The organism is Aeromonas sp. ASNIH5, assembly GCF_002902865.1.
Lineage (GTDB): Bacteria > Pseudomonadota > Gammaproteobacteria > Enterobacterales > Aeromonadaceae > Aeromonas > Aeromonas caviae.
The window spans coordinates 1,376,954-1,400,001 of record NZ_CP026122.1 but is presented as its reverse complement, the minus strand read 5'-3'; the positions used below and the strand labels follow the sequence as shown (position 1 = coordinate 1,400,001).

The 23,048-nt window shown below is 62.4% G+C and carries 25 protein-coding genes and 1 riboswitch; of the genes, 20 read left to right on the top strand and 5 right to left on the bottom strand.

What is annotated here, in order from left to right; genetic code table 11:
• Positions 1-89 precede the first annotated feature (89 nt).
• Both C2U30_RS06170 and C2U30_RS06165 read left to right on the top strand, forming a co-directional pair.
• Positions 90-887 (top strand): class II glutamine amidotransferase, encoded by a 798-nt coding sequence (locus C2U30_RS06170; RefSeq protein ID WP_010674143.1) that lies wholly within the window; start codon positions 90-92, stop codon positions 885-887.
• Between the two features lie 300 nt (positions 888-1,187).
• Positions 1,188-1,523, top strand: a complete 336-nt coding sequence (locus C2U30_RS06165) for an Hpt domain-containing protein (RefSeq protein WP_039038838.1) — start codon at positions 1,188-1,190, stop codon at positions 1,521-1,523.
• A 12-nt stretch (positions 1,524-1,535) separates the two neighbouring features.
• On the opposite strand, the gene C2U30_RS06160 is transcribed toward C2U30_RS06165, so the two are convergent.
• Positions 1,536-2,459 carry a gluconeogenesis factor YvcK family protein gene (locus tag C2U30_RS06160; protein WP_103244658.1) on the bottom strand — a complete coding sequence of 308 codons (924 nt, stop codon included), beginning with the start codon at positions 2,457-2,459 and terminating at the stop codon, positions 1,536-1,538.
• 113 nt (positions 2,460-2,572) lie between these two features.
• On the opposite strand from C2U30_RS06160, the gene C2U30_RS06155 reads away from it, so the two are divergent.
• Both C2U30_RS06155 and C2U30_RS06150 read left to right on the top strand, forming a co-directional pair.
• On the top strand, positions 2,573-3,754 hold the full coding sequence (locus C2U30_RS06155) for an FIST signal transduction protein (protein WP_041201554.1): 1,182 nt from the start codon (positions 2,573-2,575) through the stop codon (positions 3,752-3,754).
• An 18-nt stretch (positions 3,755-3,772) separates the two neighbouring features.
• The gene (locus C2U30_RS06150; protein ID WP_199767350.1) at positions 3,773-5,848 is read left to right on the top strand and encodes an ATP-binding protein; all 2,076 of its coding nucleotides are present in this window, start codon (positions 3,773-3,775) and stop codon (positions 5,846-5,848) included.
• A 272-nt stretch (positions 5,849-6,120) separates the two neighbouring features.
• On the opposite strand, the gene C2U30_RS06145 is transcribed toward C2U30_RS06150, so the two are convergent.
• From C2U30_RS06145 to narQ, 4 genes are all read right to left on the bottom strand, one after another.
• Positions 6,121-6,696, bottom strand: coding sequence for an LON peptidase substrate-binding domain-containing protein (locus tag C2U30_RS06145; RefSeq protein ID WP_043154220.1), 576 nt, complete (start codon positions 6,694-6,696; stop codon positions 6,121-6,123).
• A 302-nt stretch (positions 6,697-6,998) separates the two neighbouring features.
• Positions 6,999-7,469 carry a globin domain-containing protein gene (locus C2U30_RS06140; RefSeq protein WP_233721076.1) on the bottom strand — a complete coding sequence of 157 codons (471 nt, stop codon included), beginning with the start codon at positions 7,467-7,469 and terminating at the stop codon, positions 6,999-7,001.
• A 101-nt stretch (positions 7,470-7,570) separates the two neighbouring features.
• Complete coding sequence (gene narL, locus C2U30_RS06135; RefSeq protein ID WP_039038841.1) at positions 7,571-8,209, bottom strand: two-component system response regulator NarL; 639 nt, start codon at positions 8,207-8,209, stop codon at positions 7,571-7,573.
• Positions 8,209-9,921 (bottom strand): nitrate/nitrite two-component system sensor histidine kinase NarQ, encoded by a 1,713-nt coding sequence (gene narQ, locus C2U30_RS06130; protein WP_041215515.1) that lies wholly within the window; start codon positions 9,919-9,921, stop codon positions 8,209-8,211. The genes narL and narQ overlap by 1 nt, the downstream gene beginning before the upstream one ends.
• Positions 9,922-9,999: 78 nt before the next feature.
• Positions 10,000-10,139, top strand: a riboswitch (molybdenum cofactor riboswitch).
• On the opposite strand from narQ, the gene moaA reads away from it, so the two are divergent.
• The 16 genes from moaA (at position 10,127) to C2U30_RS06050 (ending at position 22,987) form a co-directional block, all read left to right on the top strand.
• Positions 10,127-11,122 carry a GTP 3',8-cyclase MoaA gene (gene moaA / locus C2U30_RS06125; protein WP_041215514.1) on the top strand — a complete coding sequence of 332 codons (996 nt, stop codon included), beginning with the start codon at positions 10,127-10,129 and terminating at the stop codon, positions 11,120-11,122. Its footprint overlaps the riboswitch before it by 13 nt.
• A gap of 251 nt (positions 11,123-11,373) precedes the next feature.
• Positions 11,374-11,883, top strand: coding sequence for a ferredoxin-type protein NapF (gene napF / locus C2U30_RS06120; protein WP_010674153.1), 510 nt, complete (start codon positions 11,374-11,376; stop codon positions 11,881-11,883).
• Positions 11,880-12,182 carry a chaperone NapD gene (locus C2U30_RS06115; RefSeq protein WP_010674154.1) on the top strand — a complete coding sequence of 101 codons (303 nt, stop codon included), beginning with the start codon at positions 11,880-11,882 and terminating at the stop codon, positions 12,180-12,182. The genes napF and C2U30_RS06115 overlap by 4 nt, the downstream gene beginning before the upstream one ends.
• A gap of 189 nt (positions 12,183-12,371) precedes the next feature.
• A complete protein-coding gene (napA, locus tag C2U30_RS06110) occupies positions 12,372-14,861 on the top strand; it encodes a nitrate reductase catalytic subunit NapA (RefSeq protein ID WP_103243422.1) in 2,490 nt (829 codons plus the stop codon).
• Between the two features lie 16 nt (positions 14,862-14,877).
• On the top strand, positions 14,878-15,612 hold the full coding sequence (gene napG / locus C2U30_RS06105) for a ferredoxin-type protein NapG (RefSeq protein WP_103243421.1): 735 nt from the start codon (positions 14,878-14,880) through the stop codon (positions 15,610-15,612).
• Positions 15,609-16,484 carry a quinol dehydrogenase ferredoxin subunit NapH gene (napH, locus tag C2U30_RS06100; protein WP_103243420.1) on the top strand — a complete coding sequence of 292 codons (876 nt, stop codon included), beginning with the start codon at positions 15,609-15,611 and terminating at the stop codon, positions 16,482-16,484. The genes napG and napH overlap by 4 nt, the downstream gene beginning before the upstream one ends.
• Positions 16,484-16,939, top strand: a complete 456-nt coding sequence (locus tag C2U30_RS06095) for a nitrate reductase cytochrome c-type subunit (protein WP_041212738.1) — start codon at positions 16,484-16,486, stop codon at positions 16,937-16,939. The genes napH and C2U30_RS06095 overlap by 1 nt, the downstream gene beginning before the upstream one ends.
• A gap of 11 nt (positions 16,940-16,950) precedes the next feature.
• The gene (locus C2U30_RS06090; RefSeq protein ID WP_010674159.1) at positions 16,951-17,541 is read left to right on the top strand and encodes a cytochrome c3 family protein; all 591 of its coding nucleotides are present in this window, start codon (positions 16,951-16,953) and stop codon (positions 17,539-17,541) included.
• Between the two features lie 193 nt (positions 17,542-17,734).
• Positions 17,735-18,241, top strand: a complete 507-nt coding sequence (gene moaB, locus C2U30_RS06085) for a molybdenum cofactor biosynthesis protein B (RefSeq protein WP_039038846.1) — start codon at positions 17,735-17,737, stop codon at positions 18,239-18,241.
• A 50-nt stretch (positions 18,242-18,291) separates the two neighbouring features.
• Complete coding sequence (gene moaC / locus C2U30_RS06080) at positions 18,292-18,786, top strand: cyclic pyranopterin monophosphate synthase MoaC (protein ID WP_042017462.1); 495 nt, start codon at positions 18,292-18,294, stop codon at positions 18,784-18,786.
• On the top strand, positions 18,783-19,028 hold the full coding sequence (moaD, locus tag C2U30_RS06075) for a molybdopterin synthase sulfur carrier subunit (protein WP_103243419.1): 246 nt from the start codon (positions 18,783-18,785) through the stop codon (positions 19,026-19,028). The genes moaC and moaD overlap by 4 nt, the downstream gene beginning before the upstream one ends.
• Before the next feature lie 2 nt (positions 19,029-19,030).
• Positions 19,031-19,510 (top strand): molybdopterin synthase catalytic subunit MoaE, encoded by a 480-nt coding sequence (gene moaE / locus C2U30_RS06070; RefSeq protein WP_103243418.1) that lies wholly within the window; start codon positions 19,031-19,033, stop codon positions 19,508-19,510.
• A 54-nt stretch (positions 19,511-19,564) separates the two neighbouring features.
• On the top strand, positions 19,565-20,293 hold the full coding sequence (modA, locus tag C2U30_RS06065) for a molybdate ABC transporter substrate-binding protein (RefSeq protein WP_103243417.1): 729 nt from the start codon (positions 19,565-19,567) through the stop codon (positions 20,291-20,293).
• 117 nt (positions 20,294-20,410) lie between these two features.
• On the top strand, positions 20,411-21,091 hold the full coding sequence (gene modB / locus C2U30_RS06060) for a molybdate ABC transporter permease subunit (protein WP_010674165.1): 681 nt from the start codon (positions 20,411-20,413) through the stop codon (positions 21,089-21,091).
• Positions 21,088-22,143, top strand: coding sequence for a molybdenum ABC transporter ATP-binding protein (gene modC, locus C2U30_RS06055; protein WP_103243416.1), 1,056 nt, complete (start codon positions 21,088-21,090; stop codon positions 22,141-22,143). Before modB ends, modC begins: the two co-directional genes overlap by 4 nt.
• Before the next feature lie 67 nt (positions 22,144-22,210).
• The gene (locus C2U30_RS06050; protein WP_199767372.1) at positions 22,211-22,987 is read left to right on the top strand and encodes an alpha/beta fold hydrolase; all 777 of its coding nucleotides are present in this window, start codon (positions 22,211-22,213) and stop codon (positions 22,985-22,987) included.
• Positions 22,988-23,048: the final 61 nt, after the last annotated feature.

Here is a 23,048-nt window from a genome sequence, read left to right as displayed (position 1 = left end):
GGGGATGGGTGACCATACCGGCCCTCTCGTCCAGCCGTGACGGTTGATTGACGAAACCAGAGTCAAGACATTCAGGGAGTGGATGGTATATGTGCGAACTGCTCGGCATGAGTGCCAATGTGCCGACCGACATCTGCTTCAGCTTTACCGGGCTGATGCTGCGGGGCGGCAAGACCGGTCCCCACAAGGATGGCTGGGGGATCACCTTCTATGAGGGGCGGGGTTTTCGCACCTTCAAGGATCCCGAACCCAGTGCCCAGTCTCCCATCGCCAAGCTGGTCCAGGCACTGCCCATCAAGAGCCGTGCCGTGGTCAGCCATATCCGGCAGGCGAACCGGGGGTGTGTCTCCCTGGAAAACACCCACCCATTTACCCGAGAACTGTGGGGCCGTTACTGGACCTTTGCCCACAATGGCCAGTTGACCGGTTACAAGAGGCTGCCCACGGGGCGGCACCGCCCGGTAGGCGACACCGACAGCGAGCACGCCTTCTGCTGGCTGCTCGACAGGCTGGAGCACAAGTACCCCAAACGGCCGGCAAATTTCCCCGCCATGTTCCGCTACCTCGCGACCCTGTGTGACGAGCTGCGTGGGCTCGGGGTGTTCAACATGCTGCTGTCGGACGGAGAGTTCGTGATGACCTATTGCAGCAACAACCTTTACTGGTTGACGCGCAGGGCTCCCTTTGGCGAAGCCCGTCTGCTGGATGAGGATGTGGCCATCGACTTTCAGAGTGAAACCACGCCGAACGATGTGGTGACCCTGATCGCCACCCGGCCGCTCACCGGCAACGAGAATTGGGTGAAGATGGTGCCCGGGGAGTTCTGCCTGTTCAGGCTGGGCGAGCTGGAATATGGCAATGCAGCCAACTTGTTGAACCAGAAATAAAAAATACCAGGGTAGATGTCTACCCTGGTTCTTCGCAGCAGCCATACAGGCAAAAAGGGATGAGAGAGGTGTTGCTGAGCCGCATCATTCTCATGGGTTGCATTGTTACTTTAATGTTAATTTTGTGACAACCTTTATCTCTCTCCATTCTGACTGACATACCGATAACTTGAAGCTGCTCACATTCTGGTGTCCCAAGAGCATCCGGAGCGATACGGGCATGCCCGAAGGGCGGGTGACAGCGGGGCTGTGGGTCCGCTATATTGTGGTCTGTTTGAATACCATCATAGGGAAGAGAAGATGGAGTGGCTGGATCAGAAAGTGCTGCGACAACTGGCAGATGACATCGGTCACGAGATGATGCCGGTCGTCATCTCGGTGTTTGTCGAAGAGGTAGGCGAGCAGTTGGCCCAATTAAGACCGCTTTTTGAGCAGCGGGACTGGTCAGCCCTGGCGCGTGTTGCCCACAGCATGAAATCGTCCTGTGGCAGCTATGGCGCCAAACCCAGCTATCAGCAGGTGATGGATCTGGAGTCCGCCTGTCGCCGGGAAGATGAGCAAGAGGCCGGCAGACTGCTGGCTGAGCTGGAGCACTCCCTGCCCCAGGTCTTCACCCATCTGGCCCAGTTTCACTGATCCAGAAGGGTATCAGCCCGCCATGTCGCGCTCGCCAAGCCTGCTCAGGATCACGGTGTCGAGTGCCAGCCGCAGCTTGAGGCGGTCGTGGCGGTGGGGGAGGGCCGCTTCACCCAGCTCGGCCCGAACGAGGCAGTGCTGCAGCTCGGGTACCTGGGGGCCCTCGGGAGCCAGAATGGCATCGATCCGGCCGCTGCCTATCCGCTCTTCCAGCCAACGATGCTGACTGGGCAGTGACAACTGGCCTGCCGGACCCTCTTCGTCCACCAGATTGCTGATGAACACGACGATGGCGCGGCTGCTGCGGATCGCCTCCGCAATCTCGCGCAGCAGCAGAGGAGGCATGATGGAGGTGAGGAAGCTGCCCGGCCCCAGGATGATCATGTCGGCCTGGCTCAGCGCCTCGACTGCTTCGCGCGTGGCGGGCACGACCGGTTTCAGGCTCAGGGCCCGTGGCGGCGTGGTGAGCTGATCGATGGAGACCTCCCCCAGGATCTGATCGCCACAGACGGTGTGGGCGCACAGATCGGTGGGATGCTCGGACATGGGCAGCAGATTGGGTTCAATTTCCAGCATGTCGCTGATGAGCCGGATGGCATCCAGGGGGCGCACGCAGAGGTTGTCGAGGGCCAGCAGCATCAGGTTGCCGAGGTTGTGGCCCGCGAGCTCGCCGCGGCCGGTAAAGCGGTGCTCGAACAGCTGGCTACCGATGCTAGGGGTGGTCACCAGCTGGTTGAGGCAGTTGCGCAGATCCCCCCAGGCGATGCACTCCTGGCTTTTGCGCAGGCGTCCGGTGGAGCCGCCATCATCCGTGGTGGTGACGATGCCCGTCAGCCGGGATCCCAAGAACGACAGGGAAGAGAGCACCCGGCCCATACCGTGCCCGCCGCCGATGGCGACAACCCGGTCGAAGTCATTGATATTTTTCTGCCACATGCAGTGATCCCGTGGGAGGCCAGTGAGCACCATTCTAGTCTCCATGGCCAGGTAATTGTTTGATAAGGGTATGATTTTTGCTTGATGCCAGCATCCCGTACCCATAGGAGACGATGTTGAACTTCCTGACGGCTCACTCGCTTGCCGAGACGACCCCACTGGCCGCCCAACAAGTTACAGAGCGGTTGCATGCCCAGTCATCCCATGTTCCATCGCTGTTGCTGGTCTATTTTACCCAAGCACACGAGGCGGCGGAACTGCGCCGTGCGCTCAAGGCACGTTTTCCCGATACCCGGCTGATCGGTTGCAGCTCCTGCGGCGGTATCCTGACCCAGGATGGCCATCATGGTCGGCATGGCTGGAGCCTGTCGGTCGCCGCCCTTTATGATGACAAGGGGGCCTATGGCGTGGCTGGCCAGATGGGGGATCAACCGGATGTGCGGGCATTGCTGCGCCGCGCCATCGCCGATGGTGGCCGACCGGGAGAGCTGCCGCAGCTCGTGTTGCTGCACACCAGCCCGGGGCTGGAGGAGGTTGTGCTCGCGGGGATCGACGCCGAGTTTGGCGCGACCGTTCCCGTCGTCGGCGGGTCGGCGGCAGACGATGGCGTGGCCGGGCAGTGGCAGCTGTGCTGGGACGAAGGGGAGGGATCACAAGGGTGCGTGTTGGCGGTGCTTTATCCCGATTGCCAACTGGCGTTCCAGTTTCATTCAGGCTATGTACCCACCGAGTGTCGCGGCATCATTACCGGGATAGACGGGCGGGAGGTGCTGACCATCGATCACGAGCCGGCGGCCCGGGTCTATGGTCGCTGGACCGAGCGTGCGACGCCCTGGCCGGTGGGCCCCATCCTCAGGGAGACGACGCTCTCGCCACTGGCCCGTCAGGTCGGCATGCTCGATGACCTGCCCTACTACAAGCTCTCCCATCCCGAGGCGGTGACGGCGCGGGAGGGGCTGCGCCTCTTTACCGAGACTCGACTGGGAGAGCGGCTGCTGCTCATGTACAGCAGCCAGGAAGGGTTGTTGCAGCGCAGCCTGAATGCGGTGAATATCGAGCCTGAATATGGCATGGCGAGCAATATGCGCCCCTTTGGCGCCCTGGTGGTGTTTTGTGCCGGTTGTCGGCTGGCACTGGGGGACAGGCTGGGGGACATCGTCAGTCAATTCAGTCAGAGGCTGGGTGAGATCCCCTTCATCACGCCCTTTACCTTCGGTGAACAGGGACGATTACCCCATGGTGAGCTGGCGCACGGCAACCTCATGGTGTCGAGCGTAATCTTCCTCGAGAGCTGACACTGTGCTGGATTCAACATGATAGGCAATAGCGAACTCGAAACCCTGGGTGACAAACTGCAAACCACGCTGGTGGAGCTGATGCGTTGCCGGGAGCGGGAGGCCAGATATCGGGAGGAGTCCCAAGCCCTGCTGTGCGGGGTGGCGACCCTGGCACAGGCCCAGAGTCTGGAGCAGGTACTGGAGAGTCTCATTCTTGCTCTCAAGCCCTTTATCGGATTTGAGCAGGCGGACGTGGTCGCCTGGGAGGCCGTGAGGGGCAGCACCCATCTGAGCACCCAGCCGGACGAGGTAGGCCGGACCTGGTCGCTGACACCGCTCTTCTCCAGGGCCATCGAGGGGGAGACCCTGGTGATCTATGATCCCGCCCAACTGCCTGAGCTGGCGCCGCTGGCGGGGGCGCCGGGCTGGGCCAGCGTCATGATGACAGGCTTGCAGGGACCGGGGTTTTCCGGTGTGCTCATCTGCCGGCACGGCGTGGCGGGCACCTTCGATCTCAAGAGCAAGGCGGCGATGCAGCGTTGTCGCCCGCTCATCTCCCAGGCCCTGGTCAACATCGCCTATCGGGCTCGCCTGCAAGAACAGGTTGACCTCAAGACCCTGGCCCTGCAGGCCAGCGAACAGCGTTTTCGCAGTTTTGCCGCCATGGCCTCCGATTGGTTCTGGGAGACCGATCCCCAGCACAGGCTCAGCTATGTCTCTGCCCCTGGCTATCAGGGGGAGGTGCTGGCCCGCCAGACGGGGAGAAGCCTCTATGATTTTGCCCACGACAAGCAGGACCCGGCCTGGAGCCACTACCGGCACCTGATCGCCCACCATCTGCCGGTGCGGGGAATGCGGGCCCAGGTGATGCTGGCGGGCGGGCCTTGCTGGATGGAGATCAATGCGGAGCCTTGCCATGATGCCGGTGGCCGCTTCCTCGGCTATCGGGGCACGGCGCGGGAGATAGGCAGCCAGATCCGCCGGGAGCAGGAGCTGGCGCGGGCGCGGGATGATGCCGAGACGGCCAACCGTGCCAAATCCCAGTTCCTCGCCATGATGACCCACGAGATCCGCTCTCCCATGAACGCCGTGCTGGGGATGCTGGATCTGCTGCAGCACGGCCGGCTCGACACTCCGCAACAGACCCTCATCGGCCATGCCACCCACTCTGCGCATCTGTTGCAGACCATCATCGACGACGTGCTCGATTTCTCGAAAATAGAGTCACATACCCTGACGCTGCACTGCGAACCTTTTCAGCCTGCCGAGCTGTGCCGTGCCCTGGTGGAGCCCTTGCAGGCACAGGCCAGTGCCAAGGGAATCACACTGCACTGGCATCTGGATGAGACGCTCCCCGAACGCCTTCAAGGGGATGCCGTCCGCCTCTCCCAGGTGATAGGCAACCTGCTTGGCAATGCCGTGAAGTTCACCTCCGCCGGCAGCGTGCGTCTGGCATTGACCTGGGAGGAGGAAAAGTTGGGGGTCATGGTCAGCGACACGGGGATCGGCATCTCCACCGAGGATCAGGCGTTGCTGTTCGAACCCTTCTATCAGGTCGACAGTTCGGCAACCCGCCGCTTCTCCGGCTCGGGGCTCGGACTGGCCATCTGCAGGCGGCTGGTGCAGCTGATGGGGGGAGATATTTGCGTGCAGAGCACGCCTGGGCTGGGAAGCTGCTTCTGGTTCGAGCTGCCCGGGATGGCCTCTCCCTGTGCTCCGGCCACCGCCCCCGGCAGTGAAGAGTGCGCCAGACTGGAGCTGGATGTGCTGGTGGTGGAAGACAGTCCGGTCAATCAGCTGGTGGTATCCCTGATGCTGCAGAAGCTGGTGTGCAGGGTGAGGCTGGCAGGCAATGGTCTGGAGGCCCTGGCACAGGTGGCGAAGCAGCAGCCGGACCTTGTCCTGATGGATATGCGGATGCCGCAGATGGATGGGCTGGAGGCGACCCGGCGCCTGCGGGACATGGGGTGCGAGGTGCCCATCGTCGCGCTGACGGCCAATGCCATGATGGAGGACAGGGCCCGCTGCCTTGCTCAGGGCATGAACGATTTTCTGGCCAAACCCATCAGTCTTGCCAGGCTGCGAAGCTGCCTGCTCCGCCATTGCAGGTGATGCCGGCCGATTTTGGGTAAAAAAAATGGTCAACCTGGTGGTTGACCAATTCTTCAGCAAATACTGAAGAGAGCACGGGATAAATCGGGTTGTACGGTTTTATATGAAAAAGTCGTGCCAACTTTTCAAAACCTGTTATTTGCGGCCTGTAGCTGAGTTGTGTGTTATTTATCGCTACCGTGATTGCAAAATGCAATTCTCATTTTTTCATTATAAGAATGCAGTGCCGAGAATTCGCGTTTTGCAAACCAACCGTTGACTCACTCTTTGACTCACTGTGCGATCAGTCGGCGCAAGAACTGGCGCGCCGCTTCACTGTTCTGTTTGGCAATCAACATCTGTTTTTCATAGATCGGCATGGGCAGGATCTCGAGCCAGCGTTGGCAGAGCCAGGCTGCATCGTCGAACTGCTTGTCCGGGTAGAGCTCATCCAGTTCCGGGTATTGTGCAAAGACCTCTCTCAATCGGCTGACCAGCTGGTTGTCGCTGATATCAGAATCCGCACTCGGCCAGTTGGGCAGTGGCTCGACCTGGGCGTGCCTGAGGCCTGCGTCATCCGTTTCCATCTCGTGGATGCAGAAGCGTTCAAGGCCGAGCACGGTGACCCCGAGCAAACCGTCGTTGAGGGTATAAAAATCAGTCACCTTGACGCGGGTTCCGACCGGGAGAATCCGTCCGCAGGTACCCGTGCTGGTAGTCTCTTCCATCACGATGCCAAAACCCCGATCCTCAAGGAAGGACTCCTTGAGCATCTGCAGGTGGCGCGGCTCGAACAGGCGAAGGGGGAGCTTGCCGCCGGGCAGAATATGGGACGGCAAGGGGAACAGTGCCAGTTGTTGAAGTTTCATGTTCCATCCTCCTAATCAGTCATTGCTGAATGTGACAATGCAGTGACCGTGCCAGAGAGAGGTGGCGTGGCGAAGGGGTGAGCTATTTCCCGTGGTTATTTTTAATATCCATTTAAAATCAATCTATTGTGATTTGATGTCGCGAATGCAAGCAAGGCAGTGCGAAAGGGATTCAGGTGAGGTGTTAGGGCGCCGAACATACCCCGTGTGCAGAATGAGTCTATTTTCGCATATTGCAAATTTGATTCATGCAAAATGCCTGTTACAGACCCATTCAGCGATTGGGGGCAAAGGCCAGGGGATCAGGTGGTCAATTCGGTGTGCTGTGTCATGCCGTCCAGCATCAGGGCGGCTATCTCGTCATACATCTGCGACCAGGCCTGTGCCAGTGCCGGGGTAAAACCACTGCCGAGACGCCGTGCCAGTACCTGGGTCAGCGCCTGTTTGAGCAGCGCAAACTGGTGGGGTTGAACGTTGAATCGCTGGTGACGCCTGCCGAGATCGTGAATGATGAAACCCAGTGCATCCAGCTGGGAGAGGCTGGTGATGACGGTGTTCAGGGTGTCCGACACCTTGGCAACGGGCAGCTCCTGATGTGGGGGGAAGAGGGCCCTGAGTTCGGGGGACATTCTGAACAGCTCTTCATACACCTCCTGGACATAGCTGTTGTTCAGGGCGCTCACCCTGCCCCAGGCTTTCTGGACCAGCTCTATCTGCTCAAAGGTCATGTCGATGTTTCCTTCCCGTTCGATGTCATGAAAATAATAATCCATCTACTCAATAGAGCACCGGGTTCCGCGCCATTTGGGGAAAAGGAGAGGGGGCCAGCAAGGAGGCACGGATGGTGACCCCTTGCTGGTAGGAGGCCGGGACCTCAGTTGCGCTGTTCCAGGTACATGACGGCTGCTTCGACGCGGCTTTGGGCCTCGAGCTTTTTCAGCAGGCTCTTGACGTGGACCTTGACGGTTCCCTCGGAGATATGGAGCACGGAGGCGACCTGCTTGTTGGACAACCCCTTGGCGATTTCACGCATGATCTGCATCTCGCGTCGGGTCAGGCTCTCCAGCTTCTGCTGCAGGTGGTCCAGCTCGTAGATGTTCTCGAGATAGGGACGTAGCGGCTCGCTCAGGATCTGCTTGCCGGTCATCACGTCAGCCAGCTGGGCCAGCAGCATGTCAGGCTCGGTGTCCTTGAGCAGATAGCCGTCCGCGCCTGCCTTGAGCAGGGCAACCACATCCTGGCGGGCGTCAGAGACGGTCAGGATCACCACGCGGGAAGTCACCTCTTCGGCCCGCAGCGCCTTGAGGGTATCGAGACCTGACAACCCCTTCATGTTGAGGTCGAGCAGGATAAGGTCCGGTTCGGACTCTTTGGCCATGGCCACGGCGTCGGTGCCGTTGGAGGCCTCGCCAACCACGTCGATGTTATCTTCCAACTCCAGCAGTTGCACAATTCCCTTGCGCATCAGGGGGTGGTCATCCACGACCAGAACACTGTATTTCATCTCGTCCATCAGGCGTCTCTTGTTAGGCTGGTGGGAAAGGTCAGGTGTATGCGGGTGCCCCCGGAGGGCGGTTCACTGATGGTCAACTGGCCGCGCAATTTGCTGGCGCGTTCATTCATGATGCTGAGACCGTAGTGATTCACCGCCGAGCTTGCGCCCCTTATTCCAACACCATCATCTGCAATCTGAACCTGGATGTTACCATCAGCCAGGGTCTCACAGCTAACGTCAATGTGCCGCGCGCTGGCATGCTTGATGGCATTGAGCACTGCCTCACGGATCAGCTGCAGGATGTGGATGTGCTGCCCTGCTTCCAGGTCGGTGTCCGTCAGTCCGTACTGGAGCCTGATGTCGGCGTGCGTCTGGGGTTTGAGCTGCTCGAGCATGACCGCGATGGCTTCACCCAGGTTGGCATCGCCAATGCTGAGGCGGAAGGTGCCGAGCAGTTCGCGCAACTGGGTATAGGCATTGCTGAGTCCCTCGTCGATCTGCTCCATGGCTGCCTCGGTCTTGGCCCTGTCTCCCTTGGCGAAGGAGCGTTTGAGCAGTGTGGCCTGGATCTTCAGGTAAGAGAGGGCCTGGGCGAGGGAGTCGTGCAGTTCACGGGCGATGACGGCGCGTTCTTCCATCAGCAGCAGGCGCTGGTGCTGCAGCAGGGTCTGATCCTTGTGCAGCACCTGGGCCAGCAACATGGAGAAGTTCTTCATCAGCCGCTCGTCGATGGGGTGGTCGCTTATCATGTCGAGCCGGCCATACTCCTCGTCATCCATCTGCAGGTAGAAGCTCACCACGGCGTCCAGATCCCCCGGCCACCCCTTGCGACCTGTGATGTAGACCGGCATCGCATTGTGCTCGAAGCGGGTGAGGCGGATGTACTCGATGTGCTGGTGGGCGGCGGCCCGCTCCAGCAGCTTTTGCAGGGTGCGGCGGCTGAGGGGCGCCGCGTGCAGTTTCTGGGCGGTAGAATAGAGGAAGGAGAGGGTGTCGTTGGCCTGTTGCAGCTTGGCCGTTTTCTCCTCCACCTTGCTCTCCAGCTCCCGGTAGAGTTTGCCAAGCTCGTCGGCCATGGTCGCGAAGGCCCCCGACAGCTCTCCCAGCTCGTTCTCACAGTGGGGGGGCAGGGTGAGATCGAATTCCTGACGCTGGATCTGGCGTGCGCAATAGACCAGCTGGTTGAGGGGCGCTACCACCTGCTGGCGGGTGAAGCGCACCGTGCACCAGGCGATGGTGATGATGGCGAGCAGCCCTAGCCCCTCTGCCAGGGCCAGCATGCGCACCTTGAACTCCACGTGGTACTGCATCTGGTTGACGAAGTCATCGATGGCGGCGACGAACTGCTCCGTATTGTCGGTATAACGGCTGGGAGTGGCATTCTCGATGTGTTCGCGCATCACTTGCCATTGCAAGAGGACTTCACCATAGGTGCGGCGCAGGGAGGCGGGCGTGATCCAGCGCTGGGTCTCCTGCAGCTCGGGGGCATGAAGGGTCTGTTCAAACTGGGCGAGCCGACCGAGGACGACCTGATCCTTCTCGATTTCATAGGCCATGCGGTAGGCCTGCATGCGCAGGGAGCCCGACAGGTTGATGGCCTTGGCATCGGGAACCGAATAGAAGAGGGTGACCATGGCCACCACGGCGATCAGGCTGGCCATGAACAGGATCAGCACCATGGAGCGACCGATGGCGCTGCTGACCGACTGCACTCTGAACCATTTTCCCATGCCGACCGGCTCCCTTTTCACCCACAAAGACCCCACAAAGTAGCATGGGAGTGTACTCCAAGTTGTGCTAGCATCGAAAAACTAGATGAACTCCGAGCGATTTTGCCTAAGTCATTGAGATAAGGGGAGATCGCCGTCAGCCGCTGTTCGAGCTGAAAGGGTCAGGAAAGAAATGCCCTGGCCTCCCGTATTTGGAAAGGTGTTTATGTTGCCACTTGAAGATGGTTTTTCCCGTCGCTTTTACTATTTGCGTCTGTCGGTCACCGACGTCTGCAATTTCCGCTGTACCTACTGTCTGCCGGACGGCTATCACCCGCCGAAAGGAGATGGTGAGGGGCGCCAGTCCTTCCTCTCCCTGGAGGAGATCCGTCGCGTCGTCTCCGGGTTTGCGGCCATGGGGACGCGCAAGGTGCGTCTGACCGGAGGCGAGCCCTCCCTGCGTCGCGACTTCACGGCCATCATCGAGACGGTGGCCAATACTCCCGGCATCGAGAAGGTGGCCATGACCACCAACGGGTATCGCCTCAAGGAGCGTGCCCGCGAGTGGTTCGATGCGGGGCTGACGGCCCTGAACGTCAGCGTCGACAGCCTGGATCCCCGCCAGTTCCACCAGATCACCGGCGAGAACAAGCTGGCGGAGGTGATGGCGGGGATAGACGCCGCCCTGAGTGCAGGTTTTCGGTCGGTCAAGATCAACGCCGTGCTGCTCAAGGGGCTCAATGATCATCAGCTCGAGACATTCCTCGCCTGGATCCGGGACAAACCCATCGAGCTTCGTTTCATCGAACTGATGCAGACCGGCGAGATGGACGCCCTGTTTCGCGATCACCATACCAGCGGTGAACTCATCAAGCAGCGTCTGCAAGAGAGCGGCTGGGTGCAGCAGCTGCGCGGCGTGGATGATGGCCCTGCCCAGGTGTTCACGCACTCGGACTCGAGGGGCGGGGTGGGGCTCATCATGCCCTACAGCAAGGATTTTTGCGCCGGTTGCAACCGGCTGCGGGTCTCCTCCAAGGGCAAGCTGCACCTGTGTCTCTTTGGCGACAACGGGGTGGAACTGCGGGATCTGCTCACCGATGACAGCCAGCAGGAGGCGCTGCAATGGCGTATTCGCCAGGCGCTGACCGGCAAGGCCGCCACCCATCGCCTCCATGAAGGCAATGCAGGCATGACCCCCCACCTGGCCTCCATCGGCGGCTGACAGCCGCCGTGCACCTCAAATAACCTTCGATTAATTATCAATCCTCACATAGGGGTAATTTACCTTGCCCCTGCTGTGTCTAATTGCGCCAAGGGTTTGATCCAGCGCAAGAATCCCCCCTGTTTATCTCCCTGGTGGTATATCCCCTGACTTGTCAGGGCCGCAATATACACCCACGCTTATAATTGGTATTGAAAATGCCAGTCACGGGATCCGCGCGGGGGCATCCGTCCCCGAAAAGAGGAGTCGATATGACCGATGGGGTCAACTTGTCACGCAGAGGCCTGTTTCGGGGACGCCTGAGCGCCCCCAAGGCCGGGATCCAGTTGCCCTGGTCCGTCTCCTGGGACGAGTTCGTGGCTGGCTGCACCCGCTGCGGCGACTGTCTGGCGGCCTGCCCGGAGCAGATCCTGATCAAGGGGGACGGGGGCTTCCCCACGGTGGATTTTCACCGCGGCGAGTGCACCTTCTGCACCGAGTGCGTCAGCGCCTGCCAGGCGCCGGTATTCAGGCCGACAACCCAGACACCCTGGGAGTATGTGGCCCATATCGAGGCGGGCTGTCTGGCCACTGCCCAGGTGTTCTGCCAGCGCTGTCAGGACAGCTGCGAGCAGCAGGCCATCCGCTTTTCCCCCCGGCTGGGGCGCGTACCCACCCCCAGCATCCATGCCGAGTCGTGCAATGGCTGCGGGGCCTGCGTGGCGGATTGCCCGGTGGGTAGCATCAGCATCGGTCTGTCTCGTGGCGAGGCTTCGCGATGACCCAAGAGACGAACAAGTTGGAAAACGGTGATATGACGCGAGAAGAGTTCCATGTATCCAGCCTGGTGGTGCTGACCCAGCCCGATCTGCGCCACGCCCTGGCAGAGCGGATTGCGACCCTGGACGGGGCCGAGATCCACGCCGTCAGCGAGGAGGGCAAGCTGGTGGTGACCCTGGAGGGGCCGAGCCAGCGCCCCATCATGGCGGCCATCGACACCATTCAGGGGTTGCCCGGGGTGCTCTCTGCGGCCCTGATCTACCACCAGTTCGATGAAATGGACGCCGAAGATGGGGAATAAGGCGTCATGTGGCAGAAGCGCAAGAGTCGTTCGCTGACCGCCATGGGTAATACACGGGATGCCGGGTCTGTTGTCTGCGTTCGATGAACGAAAAGCCCAGAGCAAAGGAATAAAGCGCCATGGAGCTGAGCCAGCGCGGCTCGTCACAATGGCTGTCATTGATGTGATTAAGCAATGCGAGGATATGTCATGAAGCTGAGTCGACGCGACTTTATGAAGGCCAATGCGGTGGCGGCAGCCGCTGCCGTGGCTGGTGTCAGTGCCCCCACTCTGGCGGCCAATCTGATCACCAGTACCGACAAGACTGCCATCAAGTGGGACAAGGCGCCGTGCCGTTTCTGCGGTACCGGCTGTTCCGTGCTGGTGGGTTCCCAGGATGGGCGCGTCGTGGCGACCCAGGGCGATCCCGATGCACCGGTCAACCGCGGTCTTAACTGCATCAAGGGTTACTTCCTGTCCAAGATCATGTATGGCCAGGACAGGCTGACCCAGCCCATGCTGCGCATGACGAACGGCAAGTTCGACAAGAACGGCAACTTCGCCCCCATCAGCTGGGGTCAGGCCTTCGACATCATGGCCGAGAAGTTCAAGGCCACCCTGAAAGAGAAGGGCCCGACCGCGGTCGGCATGTTCGGCTCCGGCCAGTGGACCGTGTGGGAAGGCTATGCCGCCGCCAAGCTGATGAAGGCCGGTCTGCGCACCAACAACCTGGATCCCAATGCCCGTCACTGCATGGCGTCCGCGGTCGTGGGCTTCATGCGTACCTTTGGTATGGATGAACCCATGGGCTGCTATGACGATATCGAGCAGGCCGACGCCTTCGTGCTGTGGGGCTCCAACATGGCCGAGATGCACCCCATCCTCTGGTCGCGCATCTCCGATCGCCGCCTGTCCCACCAGGACGTGCAGGTGCACGTGCTCTCCACCTTCGAGCATCGCAGCTTCGAGCTGGCGGACAACGGACTGGTGTTCACCCCCCAGACCGATCTGGCGATCCTCAACTACATCGCCAACTACATCATCCAGAACGACAAGGTGAACTGGGAGTTCGTCAACAAGCACACCCAGTTCCGCAAAGGGGTGACCGACATCGGCTACGGCCTGCGTCCCACCAACCCGCTGCAGCAAAAGGCCAAGAACCCGGACAGCGGCGACTCCACCCCCATGAGCTTCGAGGACTTCGCCAAGTTCGTGGCGGATTACGATCTGGAGTCCGTCTCCAAGCTCTCCGGCGTGCCCAAGGACAAGCTCGAGAAGCTGGCCCAGATCTATGCCGATCCGAGCAAGAAGGTGGTCTCCTACTGGACCATGGGCTTCAACCAGCACACCCGCGGCGTCTGGGCCAACAACCTCTGCTACAACATCCACCTGCTGACCGGCAAGATCTCCCAGCCAGGCTCCGGCCCCTTCTCCCTGACCGGCCAGCCCTCCGCCTGTGGTACCGCCCGTGAAGTGGGTACCTTCGCCCACCGTCTGCCGGCGGACATGGTGGTCACGGATCCCAAACACCGCGCCATCGCCGAGAAGATCTGGAAGCTGCCGGAAGGCACCATCCCGGAGCAGGTGGGCTACCACGCCGTGCTGCAAAACCGCATGCTGAAAGACGGCAAGCTCAACGCCTACTGGGTAATGTGCAACAACAACATGCAGGCCGGCCCGAACATGAACGAAGAGGCGCTGCCCGGTTATCGCAACCCGGCCAACTTCATCGTGGTCTCCGACCCTTATCCGACCGTGACCGCCCAGGCGGCCGACCTCATCCTGCCCACCGCCATGTGGGTGGAGAAAGAGGGGGCCTATGGCAACGCCGAACGTCGCACCCAGTTCTGGCACCAGCAGGTGAAGGCACCGGAAGGGGCCAAGTCCGACCTGTGGCAGCTGATGGAATTCTCCAAACGCTTCACCGTGGAAGAGGTGTGGCCGGCTGAGTTGATTGCCAAGATGCCGGAAGTGAAGGGCAAGACCCTGTTCGACGTGCTCTATGCCAACGGCCAGGTGAACCAGTTCCCGAAAGAGCAGAGCAAGGGGGCCCTGAACGACGAGGCCGAGCACTTTGGTTTCTACGTCCAGAAAGGGCTCTTTGAGGAGTACGCCTCCTTCGGTCGCGGCCATGGCCACGACCTGGCGCCGTTCGATCAGTATCACGAAGCCCGCGGCCTGCGCTGGCCGGTGGTGGACGGCAAGGAGACTCTGTGGCGCTATCGCGAAGGGTTCGACCCTTACGTGAAAGCGGGGGAGGGGGTGCGCTTCTACGGCAAGCCCGATGGCAAGGCGGTGATCTTCGCGCTGCCCTATGAGCCGGCTGCCGAGGCTCCGGACAAAGAGTACGACATGTGGCTCTCCACCGGTCGCGTGCTGGAGCACTGGCACACCGGCACCATGACCCGTCGCGTGCCCGAGCTCTATCGCGCCTTCCCGGATGCGGTGCTGTTCATGCACCCGGAAGATGCCAAGGCCCGTGGCGTGCGCCGTGGTGAAGAGGTGATCGTCTCCTCCCGCCGGGGCGAGGTGAAGACCCGGGTCGAGACCCGCGGTCGCAACCGCCCGCCCAAAGGACTGGTGTTCATGCCCTTCTTTGACGCGAGCCAGCTGGTCAACAAGCTGACCCTGGACGCCACCGATCCGCTCTCCAAAGAGACGGATTACAAGAAGTGCGCCGTCAAGGTCATGAAGGCCTGAGGCGGGGGAGCGCGAGATGAGTCGTAGTCGGCGCCAGTTTCTGGCCGACATGGCCAAGGGGGCCTGCGGTGTGGGCCTGCTTGGTGTGGGGCTCGGCGGCATGGCGCGCCAGCAGGTGCAGGCTGTGCCTGCCCAGGCGCTGCGCCCGCCGGCCGCCCTCGACGAGGCCGAGTTCCTCGGCGCCTGCGTGCGCTGCGGGCTCTGCGTCGAGGCATGCCCCTACGACACCCTCAAGCTCGCCCGGCTGTTTGAACCCGTGACCACCGGCACCCCCTACTTCAAGGCGCGCGCCGTCCCGTGCGAGATGTGTGACGACATCCCCTGCGTGGTGGCCTGCCCGAGCGGGGCGCTGGATCAGACCATGACCGACATCGATCAGGCGCGGATGGGAGTGGCGGTGCTCATCGATCACGAGACCTGCCTCAACTACCTGGGGCTGCGCTGCGATGTCTGCTACCGGGTCTGTCCCCTCATCGACAAGGCCATTACCCTGGAGCTGCAACATAACCCGCGCACCGGCAAGCACGCCATGTTCCTGCCCACGGTGCACAGCGATCTCTGCACCGGCTGCGGCAAGTGCGAGCACGCCTGCGTGCTGGAGGAGGCGGCCATCAAGGTGGTGCCTCGCCAGCTCGCCAAGGGAGAGATTGGCCACCACTACCGGCTCGGCTGGGAAGAGAAGGCGAAGGCGGGCAAGTCCCTCATCGGCGACAGGCTCACCCTGCCGACCCGCAAACCGGAGGGTCTATGAGTCGGTATCCAGGGGCCGAGGCCACGGCCAGGCTGGGGTGGTGGCGTGCCCACCGCTTCCTGCTGCTGCGCCGGCTCTGCCAGTTCGGGGTGCTGGGGCTGTTCCTGCTGGGGCCGCTCGCGGGCATCTGGATCCTCAAGGGCAACCTCTCCAGCTCCCTGCTGCTGGAGACGGTGCCCCTCACGGATCCCCTGACCCTGTTGCAGTCGGTGGCGGCGGGCCAGTGGCCCATCCCCACCCTCTGGCTCGGGGCCGGGCTGGTGCTCGCGGGTTACTGGCTGGTCGGGGGGCGGGTGTTCTGCTCCTGGGTCTGTCCGGTCAACCTGGTCACCGATGCCGCCGCCTGGCTCAGGGGGCGGCTCGGGCTCAAGAGCAACGGTCAGTTCAACCGCACCACCCGCTACTGGCTGCTGGCCATGGTGCTGGTGGCACCGGCCATCACAGGCGTGCTGGTGTGGGAGCTGGTCAACCCGGTGTCGCTCACCCTGCGGGGCCTGCTGTTTGGCATGGGGGCGGGCTGGGGCCTGCTGGCGGCCCTGTTCTTGTTCGACCTTTTTGTGGTGGAGCGGGGCTGGTGCGGCCACCTCTGTCCGGTGGGGGCCTTCTATGCCCTGGTCAACCGGGTCGGGTTCATCAAGATTGCAGCCTCGGGGCGCGAGCGGTGCAGCAACTGCATGGATTGCTATGCGGTCTGCCCGGAGCGTCCCATCCTGCGCGGCCCCGTTCACGGTGCCAGGCGTGGTCACGGGCCCTTGATTGCGGCTCAGGAGTGTACCAACTGCGGCCGTTGCATCGATGTCTGCGCGGAGCAAGTTTTTGAAATCACTGTAGGTTTTGCCGTCAAGGCAGAGAAAACGTCGGAGAACACATAATGAAGAAGCTGATTGGAGCAATGCTGGCCTGCCTGATGGCGGGTTCCTTGATGGCGGCCGTCCCCGAGATCACCAACAGCACGGGGGGCATCAAGTCGGAGCGGGGAAGCACGGATCTGGTGACGGATGCCGACGCGGCCCCTCTGAAGAACTTTCGCAAGGATGGCGACCTCTACGATCGCCAGTACATGCACCAGCCCCCGCTGATCCCCCACGACACCCGCAACTATGAAGTGGACAACAAGGTCAACAAGTGCCTGGCCTGTCACAGCTTCAAGAACGCCAGTGCCATGAAGGCCCCCAAGATAAGCCCCACCCACTTCGAGACCCGCGACGGCATGACCCTGGGCGAAGTCTCGCCGCGTCGCTACTTCTGTCTGCAGTGCCACGTGCCGCAAGCGGACGCCAAGCCGCTGGTGAACAATACCTTCAAACCGGTTGAAGCGCTGAACTGAGGAACCCGTAGATGAAATTACCCGGCTTTGTGAAGCGTCTGTGGACCACCTTCAAGTCACCGTCGAAGGCTGCCCTCTGGGTCATCCTGCTGATGGGCTTCTTCGGTGGCGTCATCTTCTGGGGCGGGTTCAACACCGCCATGGAAGCGTCCAACACCGAGGCCTTCTGCACCGGTTGCCACGAGATGAAGGACAACGTGTTCGTGGAGTACCGCGACACCATCCACTACGCCAACCGCTCCGGCGTGCGGGCCAGCTGCCCGGATTGCCACGTACCCCACGAATGGACCTACAAGATCATCCGCAAGGTGCAGGCCTCCAAGGAGCTGTGGGGCATGATCACCGGCAAGGTGGATACCCGCGAGAAGTTTGAATCCCACCGGCGGGAGATGGCCGAGCGGGAGTGGCAGCGGATGAAGGAGACGGATTCGCGCGAGTGCCGCAACTGCCACAACTTCGAGTACATGGACTTCTCCCTGCAAGGGCGTCGGGCCGCCCAGATGCACTCCACCAACCTGGCAAGCGGGGCCAACACCTGCATCGACTGCCACAAGGGGATTGCGCACCAACTGCCTGACATGAAAGGGGTGCCAGGCTTCTGATGGGAAGGCCGCCGGATCCCCGGGATCCGGCGGCCTTCGAGATTAATGGGCAATGACGCCCCCCAGCCAGACATCTTTTGATAGAATCCCTTCCCGGCAACGCGGCGCCCACCGGCTCCTTTCATGGCTGGCACCACGGTGCGGCGCGTTCACCTCATCCTCTCGTGGTCAATGATTGACAGGAATGGCCCCAATGGCACCCAAACACAGCGAATTCATCCCTCTCAAGATCGCCGTCCTGACGGTTTCCGACAGTCGCACCGCTGCCGATGACAGCTCGGGGGACTATCTGGTCGAGGCCCTGACCCAGACCGGCCACGTGCTGGCCGACCGGGCGCTCTGCCCCGACAACCTGTTTCGCATCCGCGCCCAGGTGAGCGACTGGATTGCCGACGAGGGAGTCCAGGTGGTGCTCATCAATGGCGGCACCGGCTTCAACGAGCAGAACCGGGTGCCCGAGGCGGTCGGCGTGCTGTTCGAGCGCACGGTGCAGGGCTTTGGCGAGATGTTCCGCCAGCTCTCGTTTGCCGAGATAAAAGGCTCCGCCATGCAGAGCCGTGCCCTGGCAGGGCTCGCCAATCGCACCCTGATCTGCTGCCTACCCGGCTCCACCGGCGCCTGCCGTCTGGGCTGGGAACAGCTTATCCGGGATCAGCTCGACGCCCGTACCCGGCCGTGCAACTTCGTGACCCATCTGTGATCCCGGGAGTAAACCCGGATCATCCATCTTATTTTTCGATAGGGGCATAGATGAACCTGACCCATCTCAACCAGAGCGGCGAGGCCCACATGGTAGATGTCACCGACAAGCAGGTGACCGAACGCGAGGCCCGCGCCGAGGCTTTCGTGACCATGTCCCCCGAGACTCTGGCGTTGATCCTGAGCGGTCAGCACCACAAGGGGGACGTGTTCGCCACCGCCCGCATCGCCGGCATCATGGCGGCCAAGAAGACCGCCGACCTCATTCCCCTGTGCCATCCCCTGGCTCTGACCCGGGTGGAGGTAGAGATAGCCCCCCAGACGGCGCACAATCGGGTCCATATCCGCACCCTGTGCAAGCTCTCGGGCAAGACCGGGGTGGAGATGGAGGCATTGACCGCCGCCTCGGTGGCAGCCCTGACCATCTACGACATGTGCAAGGCGGTGCAAAAGGACATGGTGATCGAGCAGGTGCGTCTGGTGGAGAAAAAGGGCGGCAAGTCCGGTCATTTCCAACTGGGTGCGACCAAAGGAGAGCAGGCATGATCAAGGTTCTGTTTTTTGCACAGGTGCGCGAGCTGGTTGGCTGCGACGAGCTGAGCCTGCCCTGTGACTACGCCAGTGCCGAGGCGCTTCGCGCCGCCTTGTGCGAGCGCGGCGACAAGTGGGCGCTGGCGCTGGAATCCGGCAAGCTCCTGGTGGCGGTCAACCAGACCCTGGTGCCGCTGGATACCCCCCTCCATGACGGGGATGAGGTCGCTTTCTTCCCGCCGGTGACCGGAGGCTGATGATGAGCGAGACAACCATGACCGATCGCATTCTGGTGCAGCGGGCTGACTTCTCGCTGGCTGACGAATATGCCCGCCTCGCTGCCCGGCAGGACACAGGCGCGATTGTCAGCTTTGTCGGCAAGGTGCGCGACTTCAATCAGGGGGAGCATGTGAAGGGGCTGGCCCTCGAACACTACCCCGGCATGACCGAGAAGGCGCTGGCGAACATAGTGGCCGAGGCCCGCGGGCGCTGGCCGCTGCAGGAGTGCACCCTCATTCACCGCATCGGCGAGCTGCTGCTCGGGGATCAGATCGTGCTGGTGGTGGTGAGCAGCGCCCACCGTGAGGCGGCTTTCGAGGCCTGCCACTTCATCATGGATTTCTTGAAGACCCGGGCGCCGTTCTGGAAAAAAGAGCTGACCGCCGACGGGGTGCAACGCTGGGTCGAGGCCAGGGCGAGCGATGACGCCGCCCTGGCCCGCTGGCAACAAGGGGAGTGAGCCTCGGGCTCGCGTCAATCGATCCGGCCGTGCCGGAACATAAGGAGCAACGGAATGAAAAGATGGGTATCCGTGTTGTTGCTGGGAGTCGGTACAAGCGGCATTTACAGCGGGACTGTGCTGGCTGACGAGGTCAAGGTGGCGGTGGCGGCCAACTTCAAGGGCACCATAGAGCGCATCGGCAAGGAGTTCACCGCCAAGACCGGCCACAGCATCGTCATCAGTTCGGCGGCCACCGGCGTGCTCTATACCCAGATCACCCACGGTGCGCCCTTCGATCTCTTCCTCTCGGCCGACGTGGCGACCCCTCAAAAGCTGGTGTCGGAAGGCAAGGGGAGCGAACGCTTCACCTATGCCATCGGTCAGCTCGGCCTCTGGCAGAAGGGGGGGCCTGCTCCCGACGAGGCCACCTTGCGCCACTGGCAGGGGGAGCTGGCCATCGCCAACCCCAAGACAGCGCCCTATGGCGCCGCCGCCATGGCGACCCTGGCTCATCTCAAGATCGATCCCAAGCAGTATCGGGTGCTGACCGGCGCCAACATCAGCCAGACCTGGCAGTTCGTCGACACCGGCAATGCGAAGCTGGGCTTCGTCGCCTGGGCCAATCTGGTGGAGGCGGGCAAGACCGGCGAAGCCTGGGCGGTGCCGGCCAGCTTCTATCCCCCCATCGAGCAGCAGGCCCTGGTGCTGAAGAAAGGGGCGGCGGTGGATGCCCTGGTCGCCTGGCTCAAGGGGCCGGGACAGGCGCAGATCAAGGCGGCGGGTTACGCCCTGCCACAGTAAGCGCCCGGCGTCTGCCGGCCAGCCCCGTGCTGGCCAGATCCGGTGCCTGACGTGTCCCAAGGCGGCGCCCGTCATGATGGCGCCCTGTTTTTTTATCGACACCCGAGAGGGGACCCTATGAGTGAAGGGGATCTGCTGGCGGTCTGGCTGACCCTGAAACTGGCGGCCAGCACCACTGCCATCCTGCTGCTGCTGTCGCCGCCGCTCGCCTGGTGGCTGTCTCGCAGCCAGCACCGGCTGCGCCCCCTGGTGGAGGCAATGGTGGCCCTGCCGCTGGTGCTGCCGCCTACCGTGCTCGGCTTCTATCTGCTGCTGGCCTTCTCCCCGGAGTACGGCCTCGGTGGCTGGTGGCGGGAGACCTTCGGGGCCCCGCTCGCCTTCAGTTTCCTCGGCCTGCTCATCGCCTCCGTCATCTACTCGCTCCCCTTCGTGGTACAGCCCCTCACCTCCGCCTTCGTCAACATGGGCAACAAGGAGCTGGAGGCTGCCGCCACCCTGGGGATGGGCCCGTTTGAGCGCTTCTTTCGCATCATCCTGCCCATGACGCTGCCGAGCTTCGTGATGGCGGCAGCGCTGGGCTTTGCCCACACCCTGGGGGAGTTTGGGGTGGTGCTGATGATTGGCGGCAACATTCCCGGGGAGACCCAGGTGCTCTCCATCGCCCTGTTTGATCACGTGGAGGCGATGGATTACCAGAATGCCCATATTCTGGCAGGCGGCCTGATGGGCTTCTCCCTGGTGATGCTGGTGCTGGTCTACGGCGTGCTGCAACGCCGGCAACGGAGGCTGTTCGGATGAACCTCTACCTCAAGGCCAGACGTGATTTCGGCCCCTTCACCCTGGCGTGCGATCTGGCGCTGCCCCCCAGCCGCATCCTCGGCCTGTTCGGTCCTTCGGGCTGTGGCAAGAGCACCCTGTTGCGCATCATCGCCGGGCTCGACAGGGCCCCGGGCGATGCCCTGCGCTGGCAGGGGCGCGAGCTTGCAGCCCTGCCCCCCGAGGCGCGGCGCATCGGGCTGGTGTTTCAGGATGCTCGTCTCTTCCCCCACCTGAGCGTGCTCGGCAACCTGCAACTGGCGGCTCGCAAGGGGAGGGGGCGCTGGCAGCCAGAGGATCTGGCTGCGCGCCTCGGCTTTGCCGAGCTGCTGGGGCAACCGGCCCACGGCCTCTCCGGCGGTCAGCGTCAGCGGGTGGCACTGGCCAGGGCCTTGCTGGCCGAGCCCGACTTGCTGCTGCTGGATGAACCCTTCTCTGCGCTGGACAGGCGCAGCCGCATCCATCAGGCCCACGTGCTCAAGGGCTTGCAGCAGGAGAGCGGCATCCCCATGATCTTCGTCAGCCACGCCATGGAGGAGGTGAGCCTGCTCTGCGATGGCCTGGTGCTGCTGGCAGAGGGACGGGTGGAGGCCCAGGGCACCCCCGAAGAGATCTTCGCCCGCACCGACCTGTCGCTGGCCAGTCGCGACGACGTCGGGGTCATGCTCTCGGCGACCCTGGCCCACTACGACGAGCACGAGCAGATGGCGACCCTGCGACTCGGGGAGCAGGCCCTGATGGTGACCATGGAGCATGCCCCCGATGAAGCAGGTCCCTTGCAGATCAAGGTGGCGGCGCGGGATCTGGTGATCGCCACCGAGCCCATCGTGCACTCCAGCCTCTCCAACTGCCTCGAGACCCGGCTGCTGGAGGTGCGGGAGGTGCGACCGGGGCAGACCCTGTTGCAGTTGGCTCTCGGGCAGCAGATACTGCTGGCCCGGATCACCAGCCGCTCCGCGCAGCGGCTCGCCCTGACGCCGGCCATGCGCCTCTACGCTTACATCAAGGCGGTGAGCCTGGTGGGAGAGGGGTAGACGGGGGATCGGAGTTCGGATTGGCTGGCCCTGAGTGGCTGGCATGGCGTCGAGAAAGGGGGGACGGGTGCGTCGCAATCAGGTAATGAAATCCCATGGCTTGGCCCTGCGCAGTGCAGGGGAGGGGCCCTTGCTGCTCTTGCTGCACGGGCTGGGCTCTTCCAGCCTCGACTGGCAGGCGCAGATCGAGCGTTTTTCCGAGCGCTACCGGGTGGTGGCCATGGACTTGCGCGGCCACGGTCAGAGCATGCAGGAGGGGCCCTTTGACGTGCCCACCCTGGCGGCGGACGTGGCCCGCTGGCTCGACGAGCAGCCCGAGCCTGCCTGGGTAGTGGGGTTGTCGCTCGGTGCCATGGTGGCGCTGGAGCTGGCGCTGCAACTGCCCCACAAGGTGCAGGGGCTGGTGCTGATCAACGGCTTCAGCGAATTTCTGCTGGAGACGCCAAAGGAGCAGGAGCGCTATGCCATGCGCCTCAAGTGGCTGCGCTGGTTCGGCATGCGGCCGCTGGCGTGGTGGCTCGGTCGCGAGCTCTTTCCCGGCCCCGATCTCGCCCAGGTGCGCCACACCTTCCGGGGGCGCTTCGTGCGCAACAAAAAGAAGACCTACAAGGCGCTGCTGGAGGCGCTGCCCGGCTGGTCGGTGCGGGCTCGTCTCGGCACCCTCTGGCAGCCGGTGGCCATCATCTCCACCAGTCACGACTATCTGCCCCTGGCGCGGCGGGTGGAGCAGTTCGCCTCCCTGCCCAATGCCACCATCCACACCCCGGATGGTCACCACGCCTGGCCGGCGGAAGATCCCGCCGGGTTCAATCATCTGTTGCAGCGGATCCTCTCAACCCATTGAGGGGAGCAGACAGCAGAGGTAGATAAAAAAGCCGAACCCCGGGGTTCGGCTTTTTTTGTGG